This is a genomic window from Streptomyces tyrfis (genome assembly GCF_037034285.1).
Lineage (GTDB): Bacteria > Actinomycetota > Actinomycetes > Streptomycetales > Streptomycetaceae > Streptomyces.
The window spans coordinates 67,792-87,144 of record NZ_JBAGJZ010000010.1; the positions used below are offsets into that span (position 1 = coordinate 67,792).

Sequence of the window (19,353 nt, forward strand, 5' to 3'; positions counted from 1 at the left end):
AACTGGGGCCGCCACGACGACCACGACCTGTACGCCGCGTTCGAAGAAGCCGCGAACCGGATCCTGCGCGCGGACCCCGACGCCGGGCCACCGCAAGGGCAACCGCCCGGACGGGCAGCGGCTGGCCGGACTGAGCCGGAGCGACAGCCGAGGACTGTGCGCCGACGCCGGCGAACCGGCGAAGGCGAACGGCGCCTGGACCGCCGTCACCGACGAGCGGTACGTCACCGGCGGCGACTGGGCATCCGGCTACGACAAGCCGCAGTGCCCCGACGACACCTTCGCGGTCGGCTACAGCGTGCACAGCAAAGCCATGGCCGTGCTCCTCTGCGCCCCCGCGGCCGCCGCGCTGCCCACCGCGGGCCGTGCCGTCTGGTTCGACCACGGCGACAAGCGCCCCGCCATCGGAGGCTCGACCGCCAGTGACTGGGCCCCGGGCCACTACAAGGGCCAGTGCGCCGACGACGAGTACCTCGCGGGCGTCGCCTCCACCTGGAAGTGGAACCACGGCGGCGTACCCGACGCCCTGCTGTGCCGTCCCCTCGCCCGACCCGCTCTCCCTCCCAGAGGAACGCCGCGGCCGTGCCGCGCCCCGCCACGGCCGGGGACCGCCACCCAACCGCCCACCGCCGGGCCGCCGAGCGGATCGGGCCCGGGCAGGCGACAATGGCACCTCTGGCCGGATGGGGTGGTGGCGATGCCCGCATGGCATCTGCGCGACTATCACGACGACGATCTCGACCAGGCGATTCAGGTCTGGGACCAGAGCCGGCAGGCCTGCCGGGACCCGGTCTTCCCGGTCTCCGAAGTGATGACCGCCGCCAAGGCGGGCCAGCCGGCGGTCGTCGCGGTGGTCGGCGACGAGCTCGTCGGCATGGCCGTGGCCCAGGCGTGCGGCGGGCGCGGGTGGATCCTCCTGGTCGCCCTGGCCGCCCACTGGCGCGAACGCGGGATCGGCAGCGCACTCCTCACCGAGCTGGAAAGGCGCCTGCGCGCCCTGGGCGTGCGCCATGTAAGCACCCTGCTGCCCGCGGGCTCCGCCGGCACGAAGGCCCTGGAGAACGCGGGGTACCGGGTCCGCGACGACCTGACGTACTACGAGCGGCTCGAACCGCCCGGCGCCCCGAACACCGACGTCCTGGCGGCGCTGGGCGGGCGCATGCTGCCCGGGGACCTCTGGGACGCCATGGCCGGCATGGACCGGGAGAAGCAGGTCGTCGAACGTCGTGTGGTGCTCCCGCTGGAGGAGCCGGCGCTGGCCGACCGCTACGGGGTCGTCCCGCCCAAGGCGATCATTCTGTTCGGCCCGCCCGGCACCGGGAAGACGAGCTTCGCCAAAGCGGTCGCCTCACGGCTCGGCTGGCCGTTCGTGGAGCTCTTCCCGTCCCGGCTCGCGGCCGACACGAGCGAGGGGCTGGCCACGGCGCTGCGCGAGGCCTTCGCCGAACTCGCGGAGCTCGACTCGGTGCTGCTCTTCATCGACGAGGTCGAGGAGATCGCCGGCGCACGGTCCGGGAAGGCGGTCGACCCCGGGCACGGGGTGACCAACGAGTTGCTCAAACTCATCCCCGTCTTCCGTGAGCAGGACGCCCGTCTGCTGGCCTGTGCCACCAACTCGGTGCGCTCCCTCGACGCGGCCTTTCTGCGCCCGGGCCGGTTCGATTGCGTCATCCCCATCGGCCCGCCGGACCCGACCGCCCGCTCGGCCATCTGGGCCCGCTATCTCAGGGCCGCCACCGACGCGATCGACGTGGACCAACTGGTCGCGGCCAGCGAGCTGTTCACCCCGGCCGACATCGAGTTCGCGGCGCGCAAGGGCGCGCAGGCGGCCTTCGAACGGGAAGTCACCCACCGCCAGGGCCGCCCCGCCACCACCGAGGACTACATGACCGCCATCGCCGACACCCGGCCCACGCTCACCGCACAGGCGATCGAGGAATTCACGGAGGACATCGAGAAGTACAGCCGGCTCTGACGCCGGCCGCCGTCGTCAGGCCCGGACCTGACCGCCCGGGATCCTGCGGGCACACGGTCAGCGGGACACGGCGTCATGGATCTCCGCGATGTAGCCGCCGGGGAACTTCACGATGGCGCTGTCGCGGCCTGCCGAGGGACGCGGCCCCCACAGCACCATGGCGCCCGCGGCCCCGGCCTTGCGCAGCGTCGTCGCGAGGTTCGCCACCTGATACCCGGTCACCTCTCGCCCGAACGGGTAGGGCAGGTGCCCGTCGGAGACCGTGACGACGGTCTTCCCGAAGGGAGAGGTGAGGCGGATCTTGCGGTACGTCTTCCCGGGCAGCCCGATCTCGACCGCGTCCGCCCTCGGGTCGTCGGACACGACCGATCCGCTGGTGAACTTCAGATAGGAGCGCAGGAACGCGTCCACCGCGTCGGGCGAAACATAGACGCGGTTCTCCGGGACGGTCTCCAGCGGCTTGTACATCGGTGCCGTGGTGTGCCAGTAGACCTGGGTGTTGACTCCGCCGGGGAACTGGATGACCGCGTCCCGGCCGATGGGATCGGGGAAGGGGGAGACGATGACGTCGGCCCCGCTGGCACGTGCCTGCCGGATCCCGGCGTCCATGTCCTTCAGCAGCCACCCGGTGCGCTCCGCTCCGAACGGATACGGGACGGGCGTCTGGAAGTCGAAGACCGACAGGGTGCCGACGGGGGAGAAGACGAGCTCGGACTTGGTCGTGCTGGGGGTGGGGGTGACGTCGGTGACCGACACGGCGGTGTTGGTTCCGCCGAAGGTGGCCTTCCAGCTGGCGGTGAACGCGGCGATCTTGCCGGGCTCGACGTACACGTGGGTCGTGTCGTACTGGGGGCCGACGGCTATGCGGGAGCTGTCCTGAACGGCTTTCTGCGGGGCCTCCGCCGAGGTCGGGGCCGTATGGGCGGCCAGCAGGCCGGAGGTGGCCGCCAGGGGGAGCAGACAGGCGAGAACACGATTCCTCATGAGGCTCCTCCGAGTCGAGGCGACTGTCGGGGATCTTCTCGGCCCGGGCAGATCCCTGCCGGGGCCATGCGGCGCGTTCCTCCGCGACTGCGCACCGGGACCGCACGTACACACAGCGTAAGCAAGCGTGCGCGGGGGTGCATCTCGGAGGGGTGAACCCGCGGCGTGTCTCGGTGGGCCCGCCGCCGACGGGTTCGTGACCGCCGGGTTCGCGGCCGGTGGGCGCGGGAATCGGCCGCCCGGTGATCAGGGGGCGGGCTCGCCCGTTCGCGACGCGACGCGGGGTGTCGTGTCGCGAACGGGCAGTCAGTGCGCACTGTCCCTGTGTGCGTTCATCGCTCCCGCGGCGTGGCTGCAGGAAGCGGGCGGAACGGGCGCGGGGACTCCCGAATGAGGGCGATGACAAAAGCCTTATATCATGACATAGGAGCCTCAATGTAGTGAGGACAGTATGTCGTCTCTGCCTTCGGAGAGTGAACATGGCCGCAGCCGAAGAGGAAGAGGGCGGCACACCGCGCCTGAGGCGGCCGTCGGACAGGAGAACCGACAAGAAGGCGGCCGGAACAGGCGGCGACCGGCAGGACGACGGCCGGACCCGCGAAACCGGACGCGCGGCCCACGGTGTGTCAGCGCCGCAGGCCATGCGGCGCGCGGCCGACCAGCTGCGGGAGCTGCTGGGGCGGGCGCCGGAATCGGTGTCGGCCGTGAGACCGACCGACGACGGCTGGCAGGCGGACGTGGAAGTGCTGGAACTGGAACGCGTTCCCGCCACCACCAGCGTCATGGCGAGCTACCGGGTCGTGCTGGACGCAGAAGGCGAACTGGTGGCGTACGAGCGCACCCGTCGTTATACGCGGGGGCGGGTGGACCGGGGCGGTTGAAGCGCCGGAGCACACCGCGCACGCTGAGGAATGGAGCGAAACGCAGGCGCGCCCCGGAGCCCGGAGCGTTCCGCTGAAGGGAGGCACCCTCATGACCGTGGTGCCGCAAGGCGCGGGAACCGTCGCCACGGGCGGCGGAGGTACCGCCAGTCTCTACGACGTCCTCGACCTCATCCTCGACCGCGGCCTGGTCATCGACGTCTTCGCCCGGGTCTCACTGGTGGGCATCGAGATCCTGAAAGTCGACGCCCGGGTCGTCGTGGCCAGCGTGGACACGTACCTGCGCTTCGCCGAGGCGTGCAACCGCCTCGACCTGGAGGCAGGACGCAAGGCGCCCTCCCAGCTCACCGACCTGGTCGGAGAGGTGACCGAGGGCGGCTCCCACGCCAAGACGAAGGGCGCCCTGAGCGGCGCGGCCGAAGTCCTGAGCGACGCCCTGAAGGGAGGGGGAAACGAGGACGAGGACTCCGAGGAGATCGAGGAGGGGCGGGAACGGCCGAGGCGTCGGCCCGCCGCCCGACGCCGGAGGGAATGAGTCATGGCCGTGTACGTCTACACCATCGTCGCCAGGTCGCATCCGCAGAGACTGGACGACGTGCCCGGCGTGGGCGATCCGCCGGCGAAGCTCCGCACCGTACAGGCGGAGAAGCTGTCCGCCGTCGTCAGCGACGCCCCGGAGGGGCTGCGGCCCAAACGCCGTGATCTCGCCGCCCATCAGGCGGTTCAGGAGCACCTCATGGGCGAGGGGACGGTGCTGCCCCTGCAGTTCGGCTTCATCACGACGGACGACGAAACGGTGCGTGCCGTGCTGGAGGAGCGCACCGAGTGGTTCCTCGAGCGCCTGCGGGTCCTGGAGGGGTGCGTCGAGTACAACCTGAAGGCCCGTCAGGACGAGAACGCGCTGCTACGGGGAATCCTGAACGATTCCGAGGAGGCGCGCGGGCTCAACGATGAGATCAGAAGCGGCCGTGGCGGCCCGGAACTCCCGCTTGCGCTCGGTGAGTTGGTGGCGGTGGAAGTGCGGGCCCGGCAGGACCGGACGGCCGATGAGATCGTGAAGACGCTGGGCGGCTTCGCCCGGGAGGAGCACCCGTCGCAGCCGGCGGGCGACGACTTCCTCAATGTGTCCTTCCTGGTGGAGCGGGAGAAGGAGAAGCCCTTCCTCGCCGCCGAGCGGGACGTCGCGGAGCGGCTCGGTCCGGACTACGACCTCCGGCTGCGCGGTCCGCTGGCCGCGTACAGCTTCGTCTAGGAGGCGGGGAATGGGACTCCTCACTCAACTGGCCACCCTCCCGCTGGCTCCCGTGCGCGGGGCGGCATGGGTGATCGAGCGCGTCGTCGAGGCGGCGGAGAACGAGTACTACGACACCGGGCCCGTGGAACGGGAACTCGCCGCCCTCGAACGACGGCTCCTGGCGGGCGAGATCGACGAGGAGACCTTCGACCGGCGCGAGGACGAACTCCTGGACCGGCTGGACGAGATCAGGGCCCGCGCCCGGGGCGGCAACGGCTGACCCGGGCCGGGGCGGGCCCCACGCCGGCCAACGCAGCCCGGCGCGCCCCGTCGGCGCGTCGGCGGCAGGGAATCGAGGTGCAGTGGCTGTGACCGAACCCGTCGCCAGGCGGCTGGGGGACGTGCCGTCCCGGCCCACCCCCTACGGACCCTACGGTCAGGGTTCCTCCTCCAACCTCGCGGACATCCTGGAACGCGTCCTCGACAAGGGCATCGTCATCGCGGGCGACATACGGATCGACCTTCTCGACATCGAGCTGCTCACCATCAAACTGCGCCTGCTGGTCGCGTCCGTGGACAAGGCCAAGGAGATGGGCATCGACTGGTGGGAGCACGACCCCTCGCTGTCCTCCCGCGCCCACGACGGATACCGCTCGCTCACCGACGAGAACAAACGACTGCGCGCCGAGGTCGACGCGCTGCGCCGGAGCGCCGAGCTGCCGGCGGACCGGCAGGACGAACCCCCCGAAGAGGCCCCCCGCGGCGCTTCGCACCACAGCGCTTCCGCGCACGGCACTTCGCACCGCGAGACTTCCCACCGCGAACGGACGGGACGCGCGGAACGGCCGCACCGGACCGAGGAACGGGACGAACCATGACCGAGGCCATCAGCTACGCGTACGCGGTCGCACGCGACGACGGCACGCTGCGACAGGCGCTGGCCGGTCTCCCCGGAGTCTCCGGGGCGCCGGTCCACCTGGTGCGCTCGGAGAACTGCGGTGATCTGGTGGTCGCCGTGAGCCCGGTGCCCCAGAGCGAATTCGAGGAAGACGCGCTGCGGAGGCATCTGGAGGACCTGGACTGGCTGGAGTCCGTCGCCCGGGCCCACCACCGGGTGGTCGAGGTCCTCGCGGAACGCACCACCGTCCTGCCGCTGCGGCTGGTGACGCTGTACCTCGACGACGACCGCGTACGGTCCGTCCTGGAGGATCGCCGCGAGGCGTTCGGCTCCCGGCTCGACGACCTGACGGCCAGGGCCGAATGGGGCGTCAAGGTGTTCGTCGACGAGACGACGGCGAACGGCCCCCCGGAGGAACCGCGTCCCGCCGAGGAGCTGGGCCCCGGGCAGGCATACCTGAGCCGCCGCCGGGCCCAGCGGAACGCCCGGGAGGATGCCTACCGGTCCGCCGGGCACGTGGCCGACCGGATCGAGTCCGCCGCGCGGCCCTATGCGGTCGGCCGGGTCAGACACCGTCCGCAGCAGCCCGGACTCGCCCCCCGCACCGGGCAGAACGTCGCCAACGACGCCTACCTGGTCCCGCTCGAGCACGCCGAAGCGTTCCGGGCCGATGTGGGACGGGCGGCGGACGGCCTCGCAGGCGTGCATGTCGAGATCACGGGCCCCTGGGCCCCGTACTCGTTCGTCGCCCCCGACCTGCCGCAGGACGGAGACCTGACACGGGACGACAGGGGAACGGCGGCACAGGACGACAGGAGGACGGCGCGGTGAGCACCGACGGGGGACCGCCGGTCCCGGCCGAGGAACCGCTTCCCCAGCGGCAGGTGGCCCTGATCGACCTGTTGGACCGGCTGCTCGGCGGAGGCGTCGTTCTCACCGGAGACATCGTGCTCTCGATCGCCGACATCGATCTCGTGCGGATATCGCTGCGCTCGCTGATCGTGTCCATCGATGAGCGGCACCCGGCCCCCTGGAACATGCCGCTGCGTTCGTAGGAGGTGACGGATGGAGGAGGAGGAACCCCGGCCCCGCGGCCGCTTCGAGGAGGTCGCCGGAGCCGCGGATCGCGCCCTCAGGTCGCTGCCCGCCAGAGGCCGGAGCGCTCCCGGCGGCGTGCGGCGGCCGGCCCGCAGGGTGACGGCGGACCCCGACACGGTGGAACGCGACCTGATGAAACTGGTCCTCACCGTCGTCGAGTTGCTGCGCCAGCTCATGGAACGGCAGGCGCTGCGGAGGGTCGAGGCAGGGGACCTCACGACGGAGCAGGAGGAGCGGCTGGGGGCGACGCTGATGATCCTCCACGACCGCATGACCGAACTCTGTGCGCGCTACGACCTCTCGATGAGCGACCTCAACCTGGACCTCGGCCCGCTCGGGCCGCTGCTGCCCCCCTCCGAGTGAGAGCGCGCTTCGCGCCCGTTCGCGCTTCGCCCGTCCCTTCGGAACCGGCCGTCGTCACCGGGAACGCAACACCTCGGCCCCCGCCCCGGGCAGCCGGACGCGCAGGGCGCCGTCGCCGTCCACGCGTGTCTCGAAGGCCGGTTGCGGAGCGGTGGCCGGTCCGCGCACGTTCGCGCCGTCCGACAGCCGGAAGACGCTGCCGTGCCAGGGGCATTGCACACAGCCGTCCACGATCCTGCCTTCGGACAGCGGGCCCGAGAGATGGCTGCAACGCTCGGCGAGCACGCGGAACCGCCCGTCCTGGTCATGGAACACCAGAAGGGCCACCTCGCCCAGGTGTCTCCGGACCGCCACGCCGACCGGGAAGTCCTTCGCGGACCCCACCGAATGCCAGCCCTCCGCCAACAGATATCCGAGCGACTCGGCCTTGTTGGCCCCCACCGCCTGCCGATAGGCGAGATGACCGCCCAGCAGCCCGCCCACGCCGACGGCGCACAGTCCCGCGAACCCGAGCGCCTTCGCCACGGCCGTACGGCCCCCGCGTCCACGATGGGCCCAGGAACCGGCGTACAGGCCGGTGGCGAGGGTGACGGAGGCTGCGTGGACCAGCCCGGTGCGCATCTGCTCCCGGTGCTGCTCCGCCCAGTCAACCCAGCCCGCCAGGGCGGCGGGCGCCGCCGCGAGCACACCCACGCCCACCAGCACCCGCGCACCGCGCCGGCCGCCGGGGACGAGGTCCAGCACCGCGGCGGACACCCACGCGCCCAACGGCACCTGCACGAGTGCCGGGTGCAGCGGATGTCCGATCGGCAGGCCGCGCAGCGCGTCACGGGAGGGGCCGAGGGGCAGGCCGCGCACGATCCGCCGCAGCGGGAGCGACAACAGGTCGAGTGTCTTCGCACGGCCCAGCGCGTCGAGGCAGTGCACCATGAGTCCTTCGGCGCGTTCGGCGCGGGTGGCACCGCCCTTCACCGCATCATCACGCGCATCCGGGTCCGCGCCTGCCGTCTTCTCCGCCGATGGTCGCATGGCAGGCGTTTGCCATGCGCGGGTGCTCCTCAAACGCCCGAAGCCCCCGCCCCACTCCGCTGGTCGCCCCGGCGAGCCCACGGGGCGAGCAGTGGGGTGAGGGACGGGGTGAGCGGTGTGGTGCGAGGGCCGCGGCAGCGGCAGTGGGCGCGTGAGGCCCGAGGGGCACCCGAGGGGGCACCCGGTAAGCGGGACGCCGGGGGGACGCCCGAGGGGGTCGGGGTCAGACCGGCTCGTCCTCGTCCTCGTCCTCGTCCTCGTCCTCTTCCTCGCCTTCGTCTTCGTCTTCGTCGTCTTCGTCGTCCCGGGCCTCGTCCTCGTCCCATTCGTCATCCGGTTCCGGTTCTTCCTCCTCCTCCTCCTCCTCCTCCGGCTCCGCCCTTCCATTCGGTTCGTCCGGTTCGCCGTCGGCCTGAGCCTCCTCGTCCTCCACGGCCTGCTCATGGGTCCGTACGACTTCGCCGTCACGGATCTCGCCGCGCCACCCGTCGGGCGCTTCGTCGGTGAGGGTGACGTAGCGCTGGAAGTGCTTGAGGTCCAGCCGCAGTCTCCGGCCCTGCGCGCGCCAGAGATTGCCGGTCTTCTCGAACACCCCCGACGCGTAGTACTCGACGACCAGCACGATGCGCGTCAGGCCGGGGGTCAGCTCGTGGAAGCTCACGGCACCCCGTGTCGATCCCTTGGCGCCGTCGGACGTCCAGACGATGCGTTCGTCGGGCACCTGTTCCTGGACGGTCGCCTTCCAGCTCCGGGTCGAGGGGCCCACCTTGACCTTCCAGTCGCTCGACACCTCGTCAGCCGGTGAGACGTCGCGCACCCCCTTGGTGAACCCACTGAACTTCTCGTAGCGCGTCCAGTGGTCATAGGCCGTTCGGAGGGGAACCCCCACATCGATCACCTCGACGATGTTGGTGACCTTCAGGTCTCCCGGTGTGTTGCCCCCGCTCCCGCCGAGGAGATCCCCCGCCTTCTCCAGGACCTTGTCCTTGGCGCTCTTCGCCGTTTCGGAGAGGACCGCCTTGATCGGGGATCCGCCGTTCAGGAGGTTCGCTCCCACGCGGGCGAGCGACCCGCCGTTGTGCGCTACGTCCGTGAGCTGATCCGTCACGTCGAACAGCTTGTCGCTCGCCTTCTCCGCCAGCTTTCCGACGCGAGCCGTCAGGTAGTCCGCCAGTTCGTCGCGGAACCGGTCGAGCCCCGAGCCGTCGGTCTCCCTGTGCCGCTGTGTCATGACCGGTCACCTCTGGTGCTCGGCGCGTGGTGAAGACTTCTCGGTGGCGGAAGGAGTCTTCCGCCGTGGAGCGGTCGTCCCGCCCGCCTTCTTCCTGGCGGGGGGTTTACCGGTCGGTGGATTCTTGGAGGGCGCCGGCTTTCCGGGCTTTGCGACGCGCTTACGATCGCCCGCCTTCCTCGGGCCTCTCTCTCCTTCTTCGTGGCCTTCGGACTTCCTCTTCGAGGTGTGATCGCTGCGCGGTGTCTTCTCGCGGTCCTCGGGCTCGTAGCCTTCTTCGCCCTCCTCTTCCTCGTTCTCCCGCGCGAGGCTCTTTTCGTCCTCCTCCGCCCGTTCCGGCTCCTCCTCGGATCCTTCAAGCCGAAGCGTCCGTTCATGGAGCGAATCGGCGAACGCGGAGAGGCGGCGGTCGGCAGCCGCCGATACGGCCTCGCGACCGGCCGTCATCAACTCGCCGCGCAATTGATCGCCCAGGTCCGCTACCTGCGGAATCTCCCCGATTCTCTTCACGCCCTGGGTCACGAGCTTCCGCGGCTCCACTCCGAACTGGCGACCGGCCACATAGGACGCCGCCGTGAGCGCGAGCCGCCCCTTCTTGGTGCGTCCCAGGACGTAACCGCCTGCCACCGCTGCGGCGAGCAACAGCCTGTTGACATCAATCATGGGTGATTCACCCTCTTATGGGTGTCGAATTCCTGCTGGAACTCCTGCTGGAACTCCTGCTGGGAGTCCTGCTGGAACCGCGAATGGCCCGCACTTCCCCGCAGGGGTGTGCAGGCCATCCACGCGGACTCCGTTCCGCCGACCGTCTCCGGTCGTGCGACGGAGGGGTGATCGATGGCTACCGAGCGGGCGGGACGCGCGGCGGGGTGCGGTCATGCATGTCCGCCACGCATCTTCTTCTTGATCTCTCCCTTGGCCTGATCGGCCTTTCCCTCGGCTTGCTTGCGTCGGTCGCCCGTCAGCTTGCCCAAGGTTTCCTTCGCTTTGCCCTTGATCTTGTCCTTGCCGCTTCCCTGAGTCATCGCGACTCCTCCGATGGGGTGTTTCATGCTCTCTTTCCAACGTAGTTCCTGCCGGGCCCGGCGGCGCGACGGGAAGCGGGCCCGCTGCGTGCGGGCCGACCAGGAAAGGCGGGCTTCGGCCGGCCGTACCGACCTGGAATTCCGAGGCGTTCGGCCACGCCCGGAACTGTGCGGCTGGACCGGCGATTCAGGCCCCGCCGTCCGCGCTTTCCTGTGGCGTGGGACAGGCATCGCGCGTGGAATGGGAAAGCGCGCGTGGATGAACGAGCACGCGCGGAGCGGAATGGAAGAGCCCTCCCTCATCTCTCGTCGCGGTCCGCGGTGCGTGAGCGCGACGCAATCACAGGAGCTGATATGCCGAGTGGATCGAGCCGGAAGCGTGAGCGCCAGTACGAGCACATCAAGGAGAGCGCCGAGAATCGCGGGGCCTCGGAGAAACGCGCGAAGGAGATCGCCGCACGCACCGTGAACAAGGAGCGGGCGCGGTCGGGCGAGGCCCGCTCGTCGAGCAGGACTTCCACCCAGGACCCGAAGTCGTCCTCACAGCGCGGCGGCCGGCGGTCGCACAGCGGATCTCAGGTGCCCACGCGCGTCCAGCTGTACGAGGAAGCCAGGAAGAAGCACATCGAAGGCCGCTCGTCCATGAACAAGCAGCAGCTGCGCGAGGCGCTCGGCCGCTGAACCACGGCCCCGGCGATCGGGTGGGTGGTGGGCGGGCCGACCGTACGCCGAGCCGTACCTTGTACCACCGGTACGGCTCGGCCGCGTGCGGCCCCGGCGGAGCGCACACGACCATGGCGCACTCCGACGCACTCTCCCGGTCATCCCCACCGCCCGCCGGCGAGCGGCGGGGTGTCCAGGCCCGCGTCGCGACGCACTCCGCTCAGGAATGACGACAGCGCCTCCCGCGCCGTCCAGTTCGGCCGCCAGTCCAGCAGATCGCGGGCCCGGGCGCAGTCCAGGACGGGAAGCCGCAGCACCGCGTCGAAGAGATGCGGAGAGGCGGGGACCGCGTGGCTGTGCCACGCCGCCGCGAGAGCCGTCCGCACCAGCGCCCTCGGAACGCGTACCACCCTGGCCTCCAGCAGGTCCGCGAGTTCCCGGGCGTCGATGACCGGCTCCGCGGCCAGATTGAACGGCCCCCGGACGTCACCGACCACGGCGGCCCGGAAGGCCCGCGCCGCGTCATCGGTGTGCAGGGCCTGGAACCGCAGCCCCGCGAGACCGGGCACGAAGGGGAGAAGGTCCGGGCGCAGCAGGGCGCCGGGCACACAGCGGCCGACGAAGATTCGGCGCTGTTCGCCCGCGGCCTGCTCCTTGAACAGGAAACCGGAGCGCATCCTGACCACCCTGATCCGCGGGTGCCGCAGCTCGAAGGCGTCCAGCACCCGTTCCAGATAGGACTTCTCCCGGCAGTAGGCCGCGTCCGGCCAGCCGTGCGTGGGCCATTCCTCGCTCACGCCCGGTTCGTCCTTCGGGCCGGGGGAGTAGGCGCCCACCGACGAGGCGTGCACCAGGGCTGGCACCTTTGCCCGCGCCACGGCTTCGAAGACGCGGATCGACCCCAGGACGTTGCTCTGCCAGGTGGTCACCGGGTCATGGGTGGGCTGGAAGCGCCAGGCCAGGTGGACGACGGCGTCCGCGCCGGCCAGATGCCGGTCCAGAGCGCTCGGACTGTCGTCGCGCGAGAGATCGACCGCGGCCCACTCCACTCCCGGGACGGACAGTCCCGGCAGTCGGCGCGCGAGGCCGACCACGGATGCCACGTCCGGGTCCTTCGACAGGGCCTCGACCACACTGGTGCCCACATTGCCGGTGGCCCCGGTCACCACGACGCGCAAGCCCGCGTGCGTGCTCATTCGTTCCGCCTCTCCCCGAAGTGTCGTGCTGGGACCAATGTGTGACGCTGTGTCAGGACATGGCTGATCGGGATGGTGATGAGGGCGGCGGCCCCGTCCGCCCCGACCGCGGCGGCGGTCTTCCTCGGGCTGGGGCATCGCGTACGCCTTCGGACCGGCCGAAGTGCGGATTCGGGCCGTCCGGCAGGGGAGACGGGGGGTAACGGCCGACTCATCCAGCCAATCAGTGACTCGGCCATCCCGCCTCCCGTGGCGGAGCCCCCGGAAAACGGATCAGCAGACCCGGGAAGAGCGGCTCCGCCTGCTGCCACCCGTGCTCGCGGCGCACCAGACGCCGCAGCCGTCGCACGCTGCCGCCGGAACAGGTTTCGTTTCTTTCCGCCCGCCGCTCGGGCGGCCCTTGCGCCGTTCGGGTGAATGCGTCCGTCGAGTCCCGCGCTCGCCGGTGCCTGCGCGTCGTCGCCTCGGCCCCTCTTGACGATCCTCGTCCTATCGGAATCGCGAGGGAGAGATCATGAACAGCATGCCGAGCGACGTGTTCACGGCGGGAGCGCTCGTGGTAGGCGCCGACGGCTCCGACGGGGCGCTGCGAGCGGTGCGGTGGGCGGCGGGCGAGGCCGCCGCACGCGGTACGGCGCTGCACATCGTGCACGCCACGGGCATGCGCCTCGGAAGTGCGTACCTCTCCGAGGAGGACCGTCGACGGATCGAGAGTTTCGGCGGCGCGGTGCTGGAGGAGGCTGCCGCTCTCGCCCGGGGGCTGGCGCCGTCCGTCGCGGTGACCACGACCCTCTGCGAGCACGGCACCACACCCTGTCTGCTCGGTGAGGCGGACCCCGGGGCCACCGTCGTCGTGGGCTCGCGCGGGCGCGGGGGGTTCTCGTCCCTCCTCGTCGGGTCGGACTCGCTCGACGTGGCTTCCCACTCGCCTTCGCCCGTCGTCGTCGTGCCCGGCGAGGACCGCGAACGGACGGGCGTCGTGGTGGCCGGGGTGCGGGACGAGCGCGACGCGGAGGCACTGCGTCTGGCCGCCCGGCTGGCCGACCGGGACGGAGCCGTGCTGCGGGTGGTGAGCGCCTGGGTCTTCTTCGAGAACGTCGGCGGCATGGCGGCCGGGTTCGAAGGCGCGGACCGGTTCGCCGCCGACCGGGCGAGAGCCACGGCCGGGACCGTCGAGCCGGTACGCGCCGAATTCCCGGAGCTGGAGGTGGCCGAACGCGTCGTCCGTGCCGGATCCGTCTCCGAGGCGTTGGTCGAGTCGACTTCCGAGGCCGACCTGATCGTCATCGGATCCCGGCGGCATCCCCACCATCCGGGTCCTCCGCTCGGCCATGTGACACATGCCGTCCTGCACCACACGCACTGTCCGGTCGTCCTCGTCCCGCGAACCTGACAACCGCGTCGGGCAGGGAGCGGCAGAGAACCGCGGCTCCGCTCACCGGGTGTCCGGGACCACCGCCACCGGGCGCGAGGCATAGTGCAGCACCGCGTGGTTCACGGGCCCCAGACGCGGGCCCGGGCGCCCGTCGCCGCCCGGGCGAACGCCAACCGGGCGGCCGCGGTGGGCCTCTCGGAGCCCCCGCCGCGGGGACGGGGCGGGCCGCGGGCTCGGACGCGCCGAGGGTCCGGACGCGCCGCGGGCCCGGGCGCGCCGAGGGTCCGGACGCGCCGAGGGTCCGGACGCGCCGAGGGTCCGGACGCGCCGCGGGTCCGGACGCGCCGCGGGGACGGGGCGGGCCGCGGGGACGGGGCGGGCCCCGCGACGGGCGACCGGCACGACGGGCGCCCGCCGCCCGCCCGTCCGACAATGGATACGCCCTCAGCGGATTCCGGAGGTGCCCGGTGTGAATGCCGTACACGGACAGCGAACGACCGCGGTCGTGGACCCCGGGCGCCCGGCCAGACCCGACCGCCTCTTCGACAGGGAGAGCGAGTGGGCGGCCCTGGTGTCCTTCGCGGGCGACCCCCACCCGGGGACGGATCTGGGCGTCGTCATGGGGCGGCACCGCCAGGGCAAGACGCTCCTGCTGGAATCGCTGGCACAGACGACGGGCGGATTCTACTTCTGCGGTCAGCAAGCCACCGAGGCCGAAGCCCTGCGACGGGTGGGCGAGGAGTACGCGCGCTACCGACGGCTCGCACGGCCTGTCCGCTGGCACGGCTGGAAGGAGTGCCTCGACGCTCTGCTGGCGTTGGGGGACGAGCGTCCGGTGCCCGTCGTCATCGACTCGTTCCCCGACCTCGTCGCGGCGAGCCCGGCCCTGCCGTCCATCATCCACGGGGCCCTGCGGCACCTCGACCGGCCGCCTCCGGACAACCGCGCGCGGCTGCTGCTCGGAGGCGAGACCGCTCCCGTGATGACCCGGCTGTTCGCCTCGGCCTCGCCCCTGCGCGCCCGCACCGGGCTGATCCTCGACGTGCAGCCCGTGGACTTCCGGGGAGCGGCGCGTCTGTGGGGCATAGACGACCCCGGGCTGGCCCTCCTCGTCTACACGGTGGTCGGAGGCACCCCCGCCTACCGGCACGACTACGTGAACGACGACGTTCCGGCCGACCGGGGCGACTTCGACGCCTGGGTCTGCCGTACCGTCCTGAATCCACGCATGCCCCTGTTCCACGAGGCCCGCCATCTGCTCGACGAGGAGACGGGACCGTGGGACCGCGGCGTCTTCCACTCCGTGCTCGCCGCGCTGGCCAGAGGCTGCACGACCCACGGAGAGATAGCCGGCTTCCTGGGACAGCAGCTCACCGACACCTCACGTGCCCTCTCCGTGCTCCGCGACCGCGGTCTGCTCCGGTCCCAGCCGGACGGACTGCAGCCCGGAATCACCCGCCACCACATCGCCGACCCGCTCCTCGCGTTCGAGCACGCCGTGGCACGCCCGCGCAGGGCCGCCCTGGAACAGAGCGACGCCCGGACCGTGTGGGAGGAGGCGCGCCACGACTTCGACACCCTCGTCGCCGGGCGCGGATTCGCCCAGGTCTGCCGGGACTGGGCCGTCTCCTTCGCCGACTGGGGCCTCGGGACCGAACGCGTCACGGCATCGCACGGTTCCCTCAGCGACCCCTCGGCGAAGGCCGGTCTCGACGCCGAAGTAGTGGTCCGGCGAACGGACGGCCTCCTGAGCGGCCCGCTGGTGTCGCTGGGACTCGCCCGCAGGCACACCGGCATGGACACCCGTCATCTGCGGCACCTGCGCCATGTCCTGGACCGCCTCGGTCCCCACGACAGGGCCGACCCCGTCCGCCTGACGCTCTACTGCGCCTCCGGATTCAGCCCGGAACTGCGCTCCGCCCAGGCGCGCGGCGAAGTCATGCTCGTCGATCTCGAACGTCTCTACCGGGGCGCCTGACGGCGATCGCGGCCCCGGCGATCCGGGGGCGGGGCCGGTCTGTTCCTCCGCGCCGGGACCACCCGGCAGTGCGGGAGCCCACGTCCCCCGGAGCGCTCGTGGAAACGGGCAGCCGTCCGGCTCGGTCGGGGAGAGGGGAGAGCGATGCGGTCCGTACGGATCCGGACCGGGCCGCCGAGACCCCGCGGGTCCTTCCCGCAGGGCCCGCGCACTCCCTCCGGCCGCCTTGCGATCGCGCGCGTCGGACGACGCTCCTTCCGGGGAAACCGTGCCGGTCACGGCACCAGGACCTGTCTTCGAACTGCCGTCGCACGGCAGGCGGCCGTTCGAAGACGTCCTAGACTGTGAGACGTGGCCCGGCCCAACGAGGAGGTCGAGGCGCTCCTGCGGGAGTACGCGGATCTCCTCGCCATCACCGGAGGCGACGCGTTCAGGGCGCGCGCCTACGAGAAGGCCGCCCGTGCGATCGGCGGCCACCCCGCCGATGTCTCCCGGCTCGATGTCGCGGGCCTGAAGGAGATCCCGGGCGTCGGCAAGTCGATCGCCGAGAAGGTCGTCGAGTACTTCCGCACCGGCGAGGTCCCGGCGGTCGAGGAGAGCCGGGCCAGGATTCCCGCAGGGGTACGGCAGCTCATCGCCATTCCCACCCTCGGCCCCAAGAAGGCGATGACCCTCTACGAGGATCTGCACATCTCCTCGGTGGCCGAGCTGGCCGACGCCATCAGGGCGGAGAAGCTGCGCGACCTGAAGGGCTTCGGCGAGAAGACCGAGGAGAACATCCTGCACGGCATCGCCCTCATGCAGCAGGCGGGAGGGCGGGTCCCGCTGGGCGCGGCCACGGAGGCCGCCGAGGAGATCGTTGCCGAACTCTCCCGCGTCACCGGCTGCGAGAAGTGCGCGTACGCCGGTTCCCTGCGCCGTATGAGGGAGACCATCGGCGACATCGACATACTCGTCGCCGCCGGCCGGTCGGCCCCCTTCATGGACGCGCTCACCGAACTGCCCTCCACCGCCGAGGTCATCACCCACGGCGAGAAGAAGACCTCGATCCGAACGGTCAAGGGCCTCCAGGTGGACCTGCGCGTCGTGCGGCCCGACTCCTGGGGCGCCGGCCTGCAGTACTTCACCGGCTCGAAGGCGCACAACATCCGCACCCGCACGATCGCCGTCCACCAGGGGCTGAAGCTCTCCGAATACGGACTGTTCGAGACCGACGGCGGAAAGCGGGTCGCCTCCCGGACCGAGGACGAGGTCTACGCCAGACTCGGCCTCCCATGGATCCCGCCCACGCTGCGCGAGGACCGGGGGGAGATCGAGGCCGGACTGCGCGGCGAACTGCCCGAGGTCGTGGCGGAGGGCGACGTGAAGGGGGACCTGCACACCCACACCGACCTCACCGACGGCCTCGCCCCGCTGGAGGAGATGGTCGCGGCCGCCGCCGAGCGGGGCTACGCGTACTACGCGGTCACCGACCACGCGCCGAACCTGTACATGCAGCGCATGACCGACGAGAAGATCCTCGCCCAGCGCGAGCGGGTGCGGGCGCTGGACGGCAGACACCACGGGATGCGGCTGCTGCACGGCACCGAGCTCAACATCGGGCCCGACGGGGAGGTGGACTGGCCCGACGAGTTCCTCCAGGGCTTCGATGTCTGCGTGGCCTCCGTGCACTCCCACTTCACCATGAGCCGCAGGGCGATGACCCGGCGGATCGTGCGCGCCTGCGAGAACCCCCACGTCAACGTCATCGGACACCCCACCACCCGTCTGATCGGCAAGCGGCCGGGCGTCGACGCCGACCTCGACGAGGTGTTCGCGGCCTGCGCCCGCACCGGCACGGCCCTGGAGATCAACGCCCAGCCCGACCGCCTGGACCTGGGCGACGAGGACATCCTCCGCGCCAGAGGCCACGGGGCGAAGTTCGCCATCGACACCGACGCCCACTCGATCCCCCAGCTCGGGTTTCTCCGCTACGGAATCGGCACGGCACAACGCGGATGGCTCACCCCCGACGATGTGATCAACACATGGCCGCTGAGAAGGCTGCGCCGATTCCTGCGCGAGGACCGGGCGCGCTGAGGCCGCGACCGGCGGAGAGCGGCCGGGAACCGCGTCATGCCCTCCGCGCGGCGCGCACGGCACGCGGCGTGAGCGTGCCGTCGGGCCCGCCGTCGACACGGGTGCCGAACTCCCGGCTGTGCCGGTCCAGGGCCTCGCGCAGCCACTCGGCGTCCTCCCGCGAGGCGTGTTCGAGCCGCATCCTGCGCGCTTGCAGGGGCACCATCCGCACGCCGACCAGACGGCCGGTGTCCGCCTCCACCGACACCAGGTACAGCACCCGCAGGTCGTCCCGGTACCTCTCGTATCCGCCGATGCCCTCGTAGTCGTCGACGAGGTCGCCGCAGCCGTACAGGACCAGCCTGTCGTCGTACACCTCCAGCGGCCGCGGGTGGTGCGAGGAATGCCCGTGCACGACGTCCACGCCCGCGTCGAGGAGCGTGTGCGCGAAGCCGACCTCGGAGCGGGAGACGCGATAGCCCCAGTTGGGCCCCCAGTGGACCGAGGCGACGACGACGTCGCCCGGCCGCCGGACCTGCCGCACACGATCGGTGAACGCGGTCGCGGCCGCCGCCGAAGGCGTCGCGACGACCTCGACACCGGCCCGCCCCCCGGTGGCGGCCCAGTCCGCGGGGATCCCGCTGGACGGCATCCCGAAGGAGAACACCAGCACCCGTCCGCCGGCCCGCAGGGGCACGATCGCCGGCCGCCCGGCGCCCGCCGCGTCCCGGCCCGCGCCCGCCGTCCGCAGCCCCGCCTCCGCCAGGGCGTCGAGCGTCTCGTCCAGCCCGCGCGGGCCGAAGTCGAGCACATGATTGTTGGCCAGCGCGCAGACGTCCGGGCGGACCGCGGCCAGACAGGGCAGGTTCGCCGGGCTCATCCGGTAGTGCACGCCCTTGCCGGGCGCGAAGTCCCCGTCGCCGGTGACGGCGGTCTCCAGATTGACCACCCGCACGTCGGGCGCGGCGCCGTCCAGGACCGGCAGCGCCTCGCCCCACGGCCAGCGGAAGTCGACCGGCCGGGGAATCGGCCCGTTCGCCGCCTCGGCCAGACCCACATAGGCCCGGGCGTCGCGGACGTACGTCTCCCGCAGCGCCGGGTCGCCGGGGTGCGGGAGGATCTGATCGACGCCCCGGCCGAGCATCACATCCCCGCCGAGGAACAGGGTGACCACGCCCTCGTGCACCCTCCCAATCTAAGACCGCCCCGGACGGAGCGCGAAGGAACCGTACGACGGAAGGAACCGTACGACGGAGGAGGGGCCGGGCCGCGTCCACCGGGCAGGGCGGCCCCTGGCGACGCGGTCGCCCGATCCCGGCGCCACGCGCACCATGGACAGTGGGCCGAAAGCCCCGTTCCTCGGCG

At 71.6% G+C, this 19,353-nt stretch carries 21 protein-coding genes; 13 read left to right on the top strand and 8 right to left on the bottom strand.

Annotation, left to right across the window (positions count from 1 at the left end; all coding sequences use genetic code 11):
• Nucleotides 1-688 precede the first annotated feature (688 nt).
• Nucleotides 689-1,975 carry an ATP-binding protein gene (locus WA762_RS10155; protein ID WP_335935111.1) on the top strand — a complete coding sequence of 429 codons (1,287 nt, stop codon included), beginning with the start codon at nucleotides 689-691 and terminating at the stop codon, nucleotides 1,973-1,975.
• Nucleotides 1,976-2,032: 57 nt separating this feature from the next.
• Here the strand turns inward: WA762_RS10155 and WA762_RS10160 are convergent, their stop codons facing one another.
• Nucleotides 2,033-2,959: a glyoxalase gene (locus WA762_RS10160; RefSeq protein ID WP_335934963.1), complete on the bottom strand. Its 927-nt coding sequence runs from the start codon at nucleotides 2,957-2,959 to the stop codon at nucleotides 2,033-2,035.
• Between the two features lie 479 nt (nucleotides 2,960-3,438).
• On the opposite strand from WA762_RS10160, the gene WA762_RS10165 reads away from it, so the two are divergent.
• The 8 genes from WA762_RS10165 (at nucleotide 3,439) to WA762_RS10200 (ending at nucleotide 7,433) form a co-directional block, all read left to right on the top strand.
• Nucleotides 3,439-3,840 (top strand): gas vesicle protein GvpO, encoded by a 402-nt coding sequence (locus tag WA762_RS10165; RefSeq protein ID WP_335934965.1) that lies wholly within the window; start codon nucleotides 3,439-3,441, stop codon nucleotides 3,838-3,840.
• A gap of 91 nt (nucleotides 3,841-3,931) precedes the next feature.
• The gene (gene gvpJ / locus WA762_RS10170) at nucleotides 3,932-4,375 is read left to right on the top strand and encodes a gas vesicle protein GvpJ (protein WP_335934967.1); all 444 of its coding nucleotides are present in this window, start codon (nucleotides 3,932-3,934) and stop codon (nucleotides 4,373-4,375) included.
• 3 nt (nucleotides 4,376-4,378) lie between these two features.
• Nucleotides 4,379-5,092, top strand: a complete 714-nt coding sequence (locus WA762_RS10175; RefSeq protein ID WP_335934969.1) for a GvpL/GvpF family gas vesicle protein — start codon at nucleotides 4,379-4,381, stop codon at nucleotides 5,090-5,092.
• Nucleotides 5,093-5,102: 10 nt separating this feature from the next.
• On the top strand, nucleotides 5,103-5,354 hold the full coding sequence (locus WA762_RS10180) for a gas vesicle protein GvpG (protein ID WP_335934971.1): 252 nt from the start codon (nucleotides 5,103-5,105) through the stop codon (nucleotides 5,352-5,354).
• Nucleotides 5,355-5,442: 88 nt separating this feature from the next.
• Nucleotides 5,443-5,952 carry a gas vesicle protein gene (locus WA762_RS10185; RefSeq protein ID WP_335934972.1) on the top strand — a complete coding sequence of 170 codons (510 nt, stop codon included), beginning with the start codon at nucleotides 5,443-5,445 and terminating at the stop codon, nucleotides 5,950-5,952.
• Entirely contained in the window at nucleotides 5,949-6,803 is an 855-nt protein-coding gene (locus tag WA762_RS10190; RefSeq protein ID WP_335934974.1) for a GvpL/GvpF family gas vesicle protein, read from the top strand. Before WA762_RS10185 ends, WA762_RS10190 begins: the two co-directional genes overlap by 4 nt.
• Complete coding sequence (locus WA762_RS10195) at nucleotides 6,800-7,027, top strand: gas vesicle protein (protein WP_335934976.1); 228 nt, start codon at nucleotides 6,800-6,802, stop codon at nucleotides 7,025-7,027. Before WA762_RS10190 ends, WA762_RS10195 begins: the two co-directional genes overlap by 4 nt.
• Before the next feature lie 10 nt (nucleotides 7,028-7,037).
• Nucleotides 7,038-7,433 carry a gas vesicle protein K gene (locus WA762_RS10200; protein WP_335934978.1) on the top strand — a complete coding sequence of 132 codons (396 nt, stop codon included), beginning with the start codon at nucleotides 7,038-7,040 and terminating at the stop codon, nucleotides 7,431-7,433.
• Nucleotides 7,434-7,487: 54 nt separating this feature from the next.
• On the opposite strand, the gene WA762_RS10205 is transcribed toward WA762_RS10200, so the two are convergent.
• From WA762_RS10205 to WA762_RS10225, 5 genes are all read right to left on the bottom strand, one after another.
• Nucleotides 7,488-8,363: a Rieske (2Fe-2S) protein gene (locus tag WA762_RS10205; RefSeq protein ID WP_335935113.1), complete on the bottom strand. Its 876-nt coding sequence runs from the start codon at nucleotides 8,361-8,363 to the stop codon at nucleotides 7,488-7,490.
• 322 nt (nucleotides 8,364-8,685) lie between these two features.
• Nucleotides 8,686-9,693, bottom strand: a complete 1,008-nt coding sequence (locus WA762_RS10210; RefSeq protein ID WP_335934980.1) for an SRPBCC family protein — start codon at nucleotides 9,691-9,693, stop codon at nucleotides 8,686-8,688.
• 6 nt (nucleotides 9,694-9,699) lie between these two features.
• Nucleotides 9,700-10,356 (bottom strand): histone protein, encoded by a 657-nt coding sequence (locus tag WA762_RS10215; RefSeq protein ID WP_335934982.1) that lies wholly within the window; start codon nucleotides 10,354-10,356, stop codon nucleotides 9,700-9,702.
• Complete coding sequence (locus WA762_RS10220; RefSeq protein ID WP_335934984.1) at nucleotides 10,353-10,475, bottom strand: hypothetical protein; 123 nt, start codon at nucleotides 10,473-10,475, stop codon at nucleotides 10,353-10,355. Before WA762_RS10220 ends, WA762_RS10215 begins: the two co-directional genes overlap by 4 nt.
• Before the next feature lie 93 nt (nucleotides 10,476-10,568).
• Complete coding sequence (locus tag WA762_RS10225) at nucleotides 10,569-10,718, bottom strand: CsbD family protein (protein ID WP_443080558.1); 150 nt, start codon at nucleotides 10,716-10,718, stop codon at nucleotides 10,569-10,571.
• 354 nt (nucleotides 10,719-11,072) lie between these two features.
• On the opposite strand from WA762_RS10225, the gene WA762_RS10230 reads away from it, so the two are divergent.
• Nucleotides 11,073-11,399 carry a plasmid stabilization protein gene (locus WA762_RS10230; protein WP_335934986.1) on the top strand — a complete coding sequence of 109 codons (327 nt, stop codon included), beginning with the start codon at nucleotides 11,073-11,075 and terminating at the stop codon, nucleotides 11,397-11,399.
• Nucleotides 11,400-11,539: 140 nt separating this feature from the next.
• On the opposite strand, the gene WA762_RS10235 is transcribed toward WA762_RS10230, so the two are convergent.
• A complete protein-coding gene (locus tag WA762_RS10235) occupies nucleotides 11,540-12,577 on the bottom strand; it encodes an NAD-dependent epimerase/dehydratase family protein (protein ID WP_335934988.1) in 1,038 nt (345 codons plus the stop codon).
• 514 nt (nucleotides 12,578-13,091) lie between these two features.
• On the opposite strand from WA762_RS10235, the gene WA762_RS10240 reads away from it, so the two are divergent.
• The 3 genes from WA762_RS10240 (at nucleotide 13,092) to polX (ending at nucleotide 18,009) form a co-directional block, all read left to right on the top strand.
• Nucleotides 13,092-13,970 carry a universal stress protein gene (locus WA762_RS10240; RefSeq protein ID WP_335934990.1) on the top strand — a complete coding sequence of 293 codons (879 nt, stop codon included), beginning with the start codon at nucleotides 13,092-13,094 and terminating at the stop codon, nucleotides 13,968-13,970.
• 451 nt (nucleotides 13,971-14,421) lie between these two features.
• On the top strand, nucleotides 14,422-15,930 hold the full coding sequence (locus tag WA762_RS10245; RefSeq protein WP_335934991.1) for an AAA family ATPase: 1,509 nt from the start codon (nucleotides 14,422-14,424) through the stop codon (nucleotides 15,928-15,930).
• Between the two features lie 351 nt (nucleotides 15,931-16,281).
• On the top strand, nucleotides 16,282-18,009 hold the full coding sequence (polX, locus tag WA762_RS10250; RefSeq protein ID WP_335934992.1) for a DNA polymerase/3'-5' exonuclease PolX: 1,728 nt from the start codon (nucleotides 16,282-16,284) through the stop codon (nucleotides 18,007-18,009).
• A 34-nt stretch (nucleotides 18,010-18,043) separates the two neighbouring features.
• On the opposite strand, the gene WA762_RS10255 is transcribed toward polX, so the two are convergent.
• A complete protein-coding gene (locus WA762_RS10255; RefSeq protein ID WP_335934993.1) occupies nucleotides 18,044-19,174 on the bottom strand; it encodes a CapA family protein in 1,131 nt (376 codons plus the stop codon).
• Between the last annotated feature and the right edge of the window lie 179 nt (nucleotides 19,175-19,353).

Bases quoted from the DNA above. Each gene is read 5' to 3' on its own strand.
- WA762_RS10200 (WP_335934978.1), top strand. From the start codon at position 7,038: ATGGAGGAGGAGGAACCCCGGCCCCGCGGCCGCTTCGAGGAGGTCGCC.
- WA762_RS10235 (WP_335934988.1), bottom strand. From the start codon at position 12,577: ATGAGCACGCACGCGGGCTTGCGCGTCGTGGTGACCGGGGCCACCGGC.
- WA762_RS10190 (WP_335934974.1), top strand. From the start codon at position 5,949: ATGACCGAGGCCATCAGCTACGCGTACGCGGTCGCACGCGACGACGGC.
- WA762_RS10225 (WP_443080558.1), bottom strand. From the start codon at position 10,718: ATGACTCAGGGAAGCGGCAAGGACAAGATCAAGGGCAAAGCGAAGGAA.
- WA762_RS10220 (WP_335934984.1), bottom strand. From the start codon at position 10,475: ATGGCCTGCACACCCCTGCGGGGAAGTGCGGGCCATTCGCGGTTCCAG.
- WA762_RS10175 (WP_335934969.1), top strand. From the start codon at position 4,379: ATGGCCGTGTACGTCTACACCATCGTCGCCAGGTCGCATCCGCAGAGA.
- gvpJ (WP_335934967.1), top strand. From the start codon at position 3,932: ATGACCGTGGTGCCGCAAGGCGCGGGAACCGTCGCCACGGGCGGCGGA.
- WA762_RS10160 (WP_335934963.1), bottom strand. From the start codon at position 2,959: ATGAGGAATCGTGTTCTCGCCTGTCTGCTCCCCCTGGCGGCCACCTCC.
- WA762_RS10230 (WP_335934986.1), top strand. From the start codon at position 11,073: ATGCCGAGTGGATCGAGCCGGAAGCGTGAGCGCCAGTACGAGCACATC.
- WA762_RS10210 (WP_335934980.1), bottom strand. From the start codon at position 9,693: ATGACACAGCGGCACAGGGAGACCGACGGCTCGGGGCTCGACCGGTTC.
- WA762_RS10240 (WP_335934990.1), top strand. From the start codon at position 13,092: ATGAACAGCATGCCGAGCGACGTGTTCACGGCGGGAGCGCTCGTGGTA.
- WA762_RS10180 (WP_335934971.1), top strand. From the start codon at position 5,103: ATGGGACTCCTCACTCAACTGGCCACCCTCCCGCTGGCTCCCGTGCGC.
- WA762_RS10205 (WP_335935113.1), bottom strand. From the start codon at position 8,363: ATGGTGCACTGCCTCGACGCGCTGGGCCGTGCGAAGACACTCGACCTG.
- WA762_RS10215 (WP_335934982.1), bottom strand. From the start codon at position 10,356: ATGATTGATGTCAACAGGCTGTTGCTCGCCGCAGCGGTGGCAGGCGGT.
- WA762_RS10165 (WP_335934965.1), top strand. From the start codon at position 3,439: ATGGCCGCAGCCGAAGAGGAAGAGGGCGGCACACCGCGCCTGAGGCGG.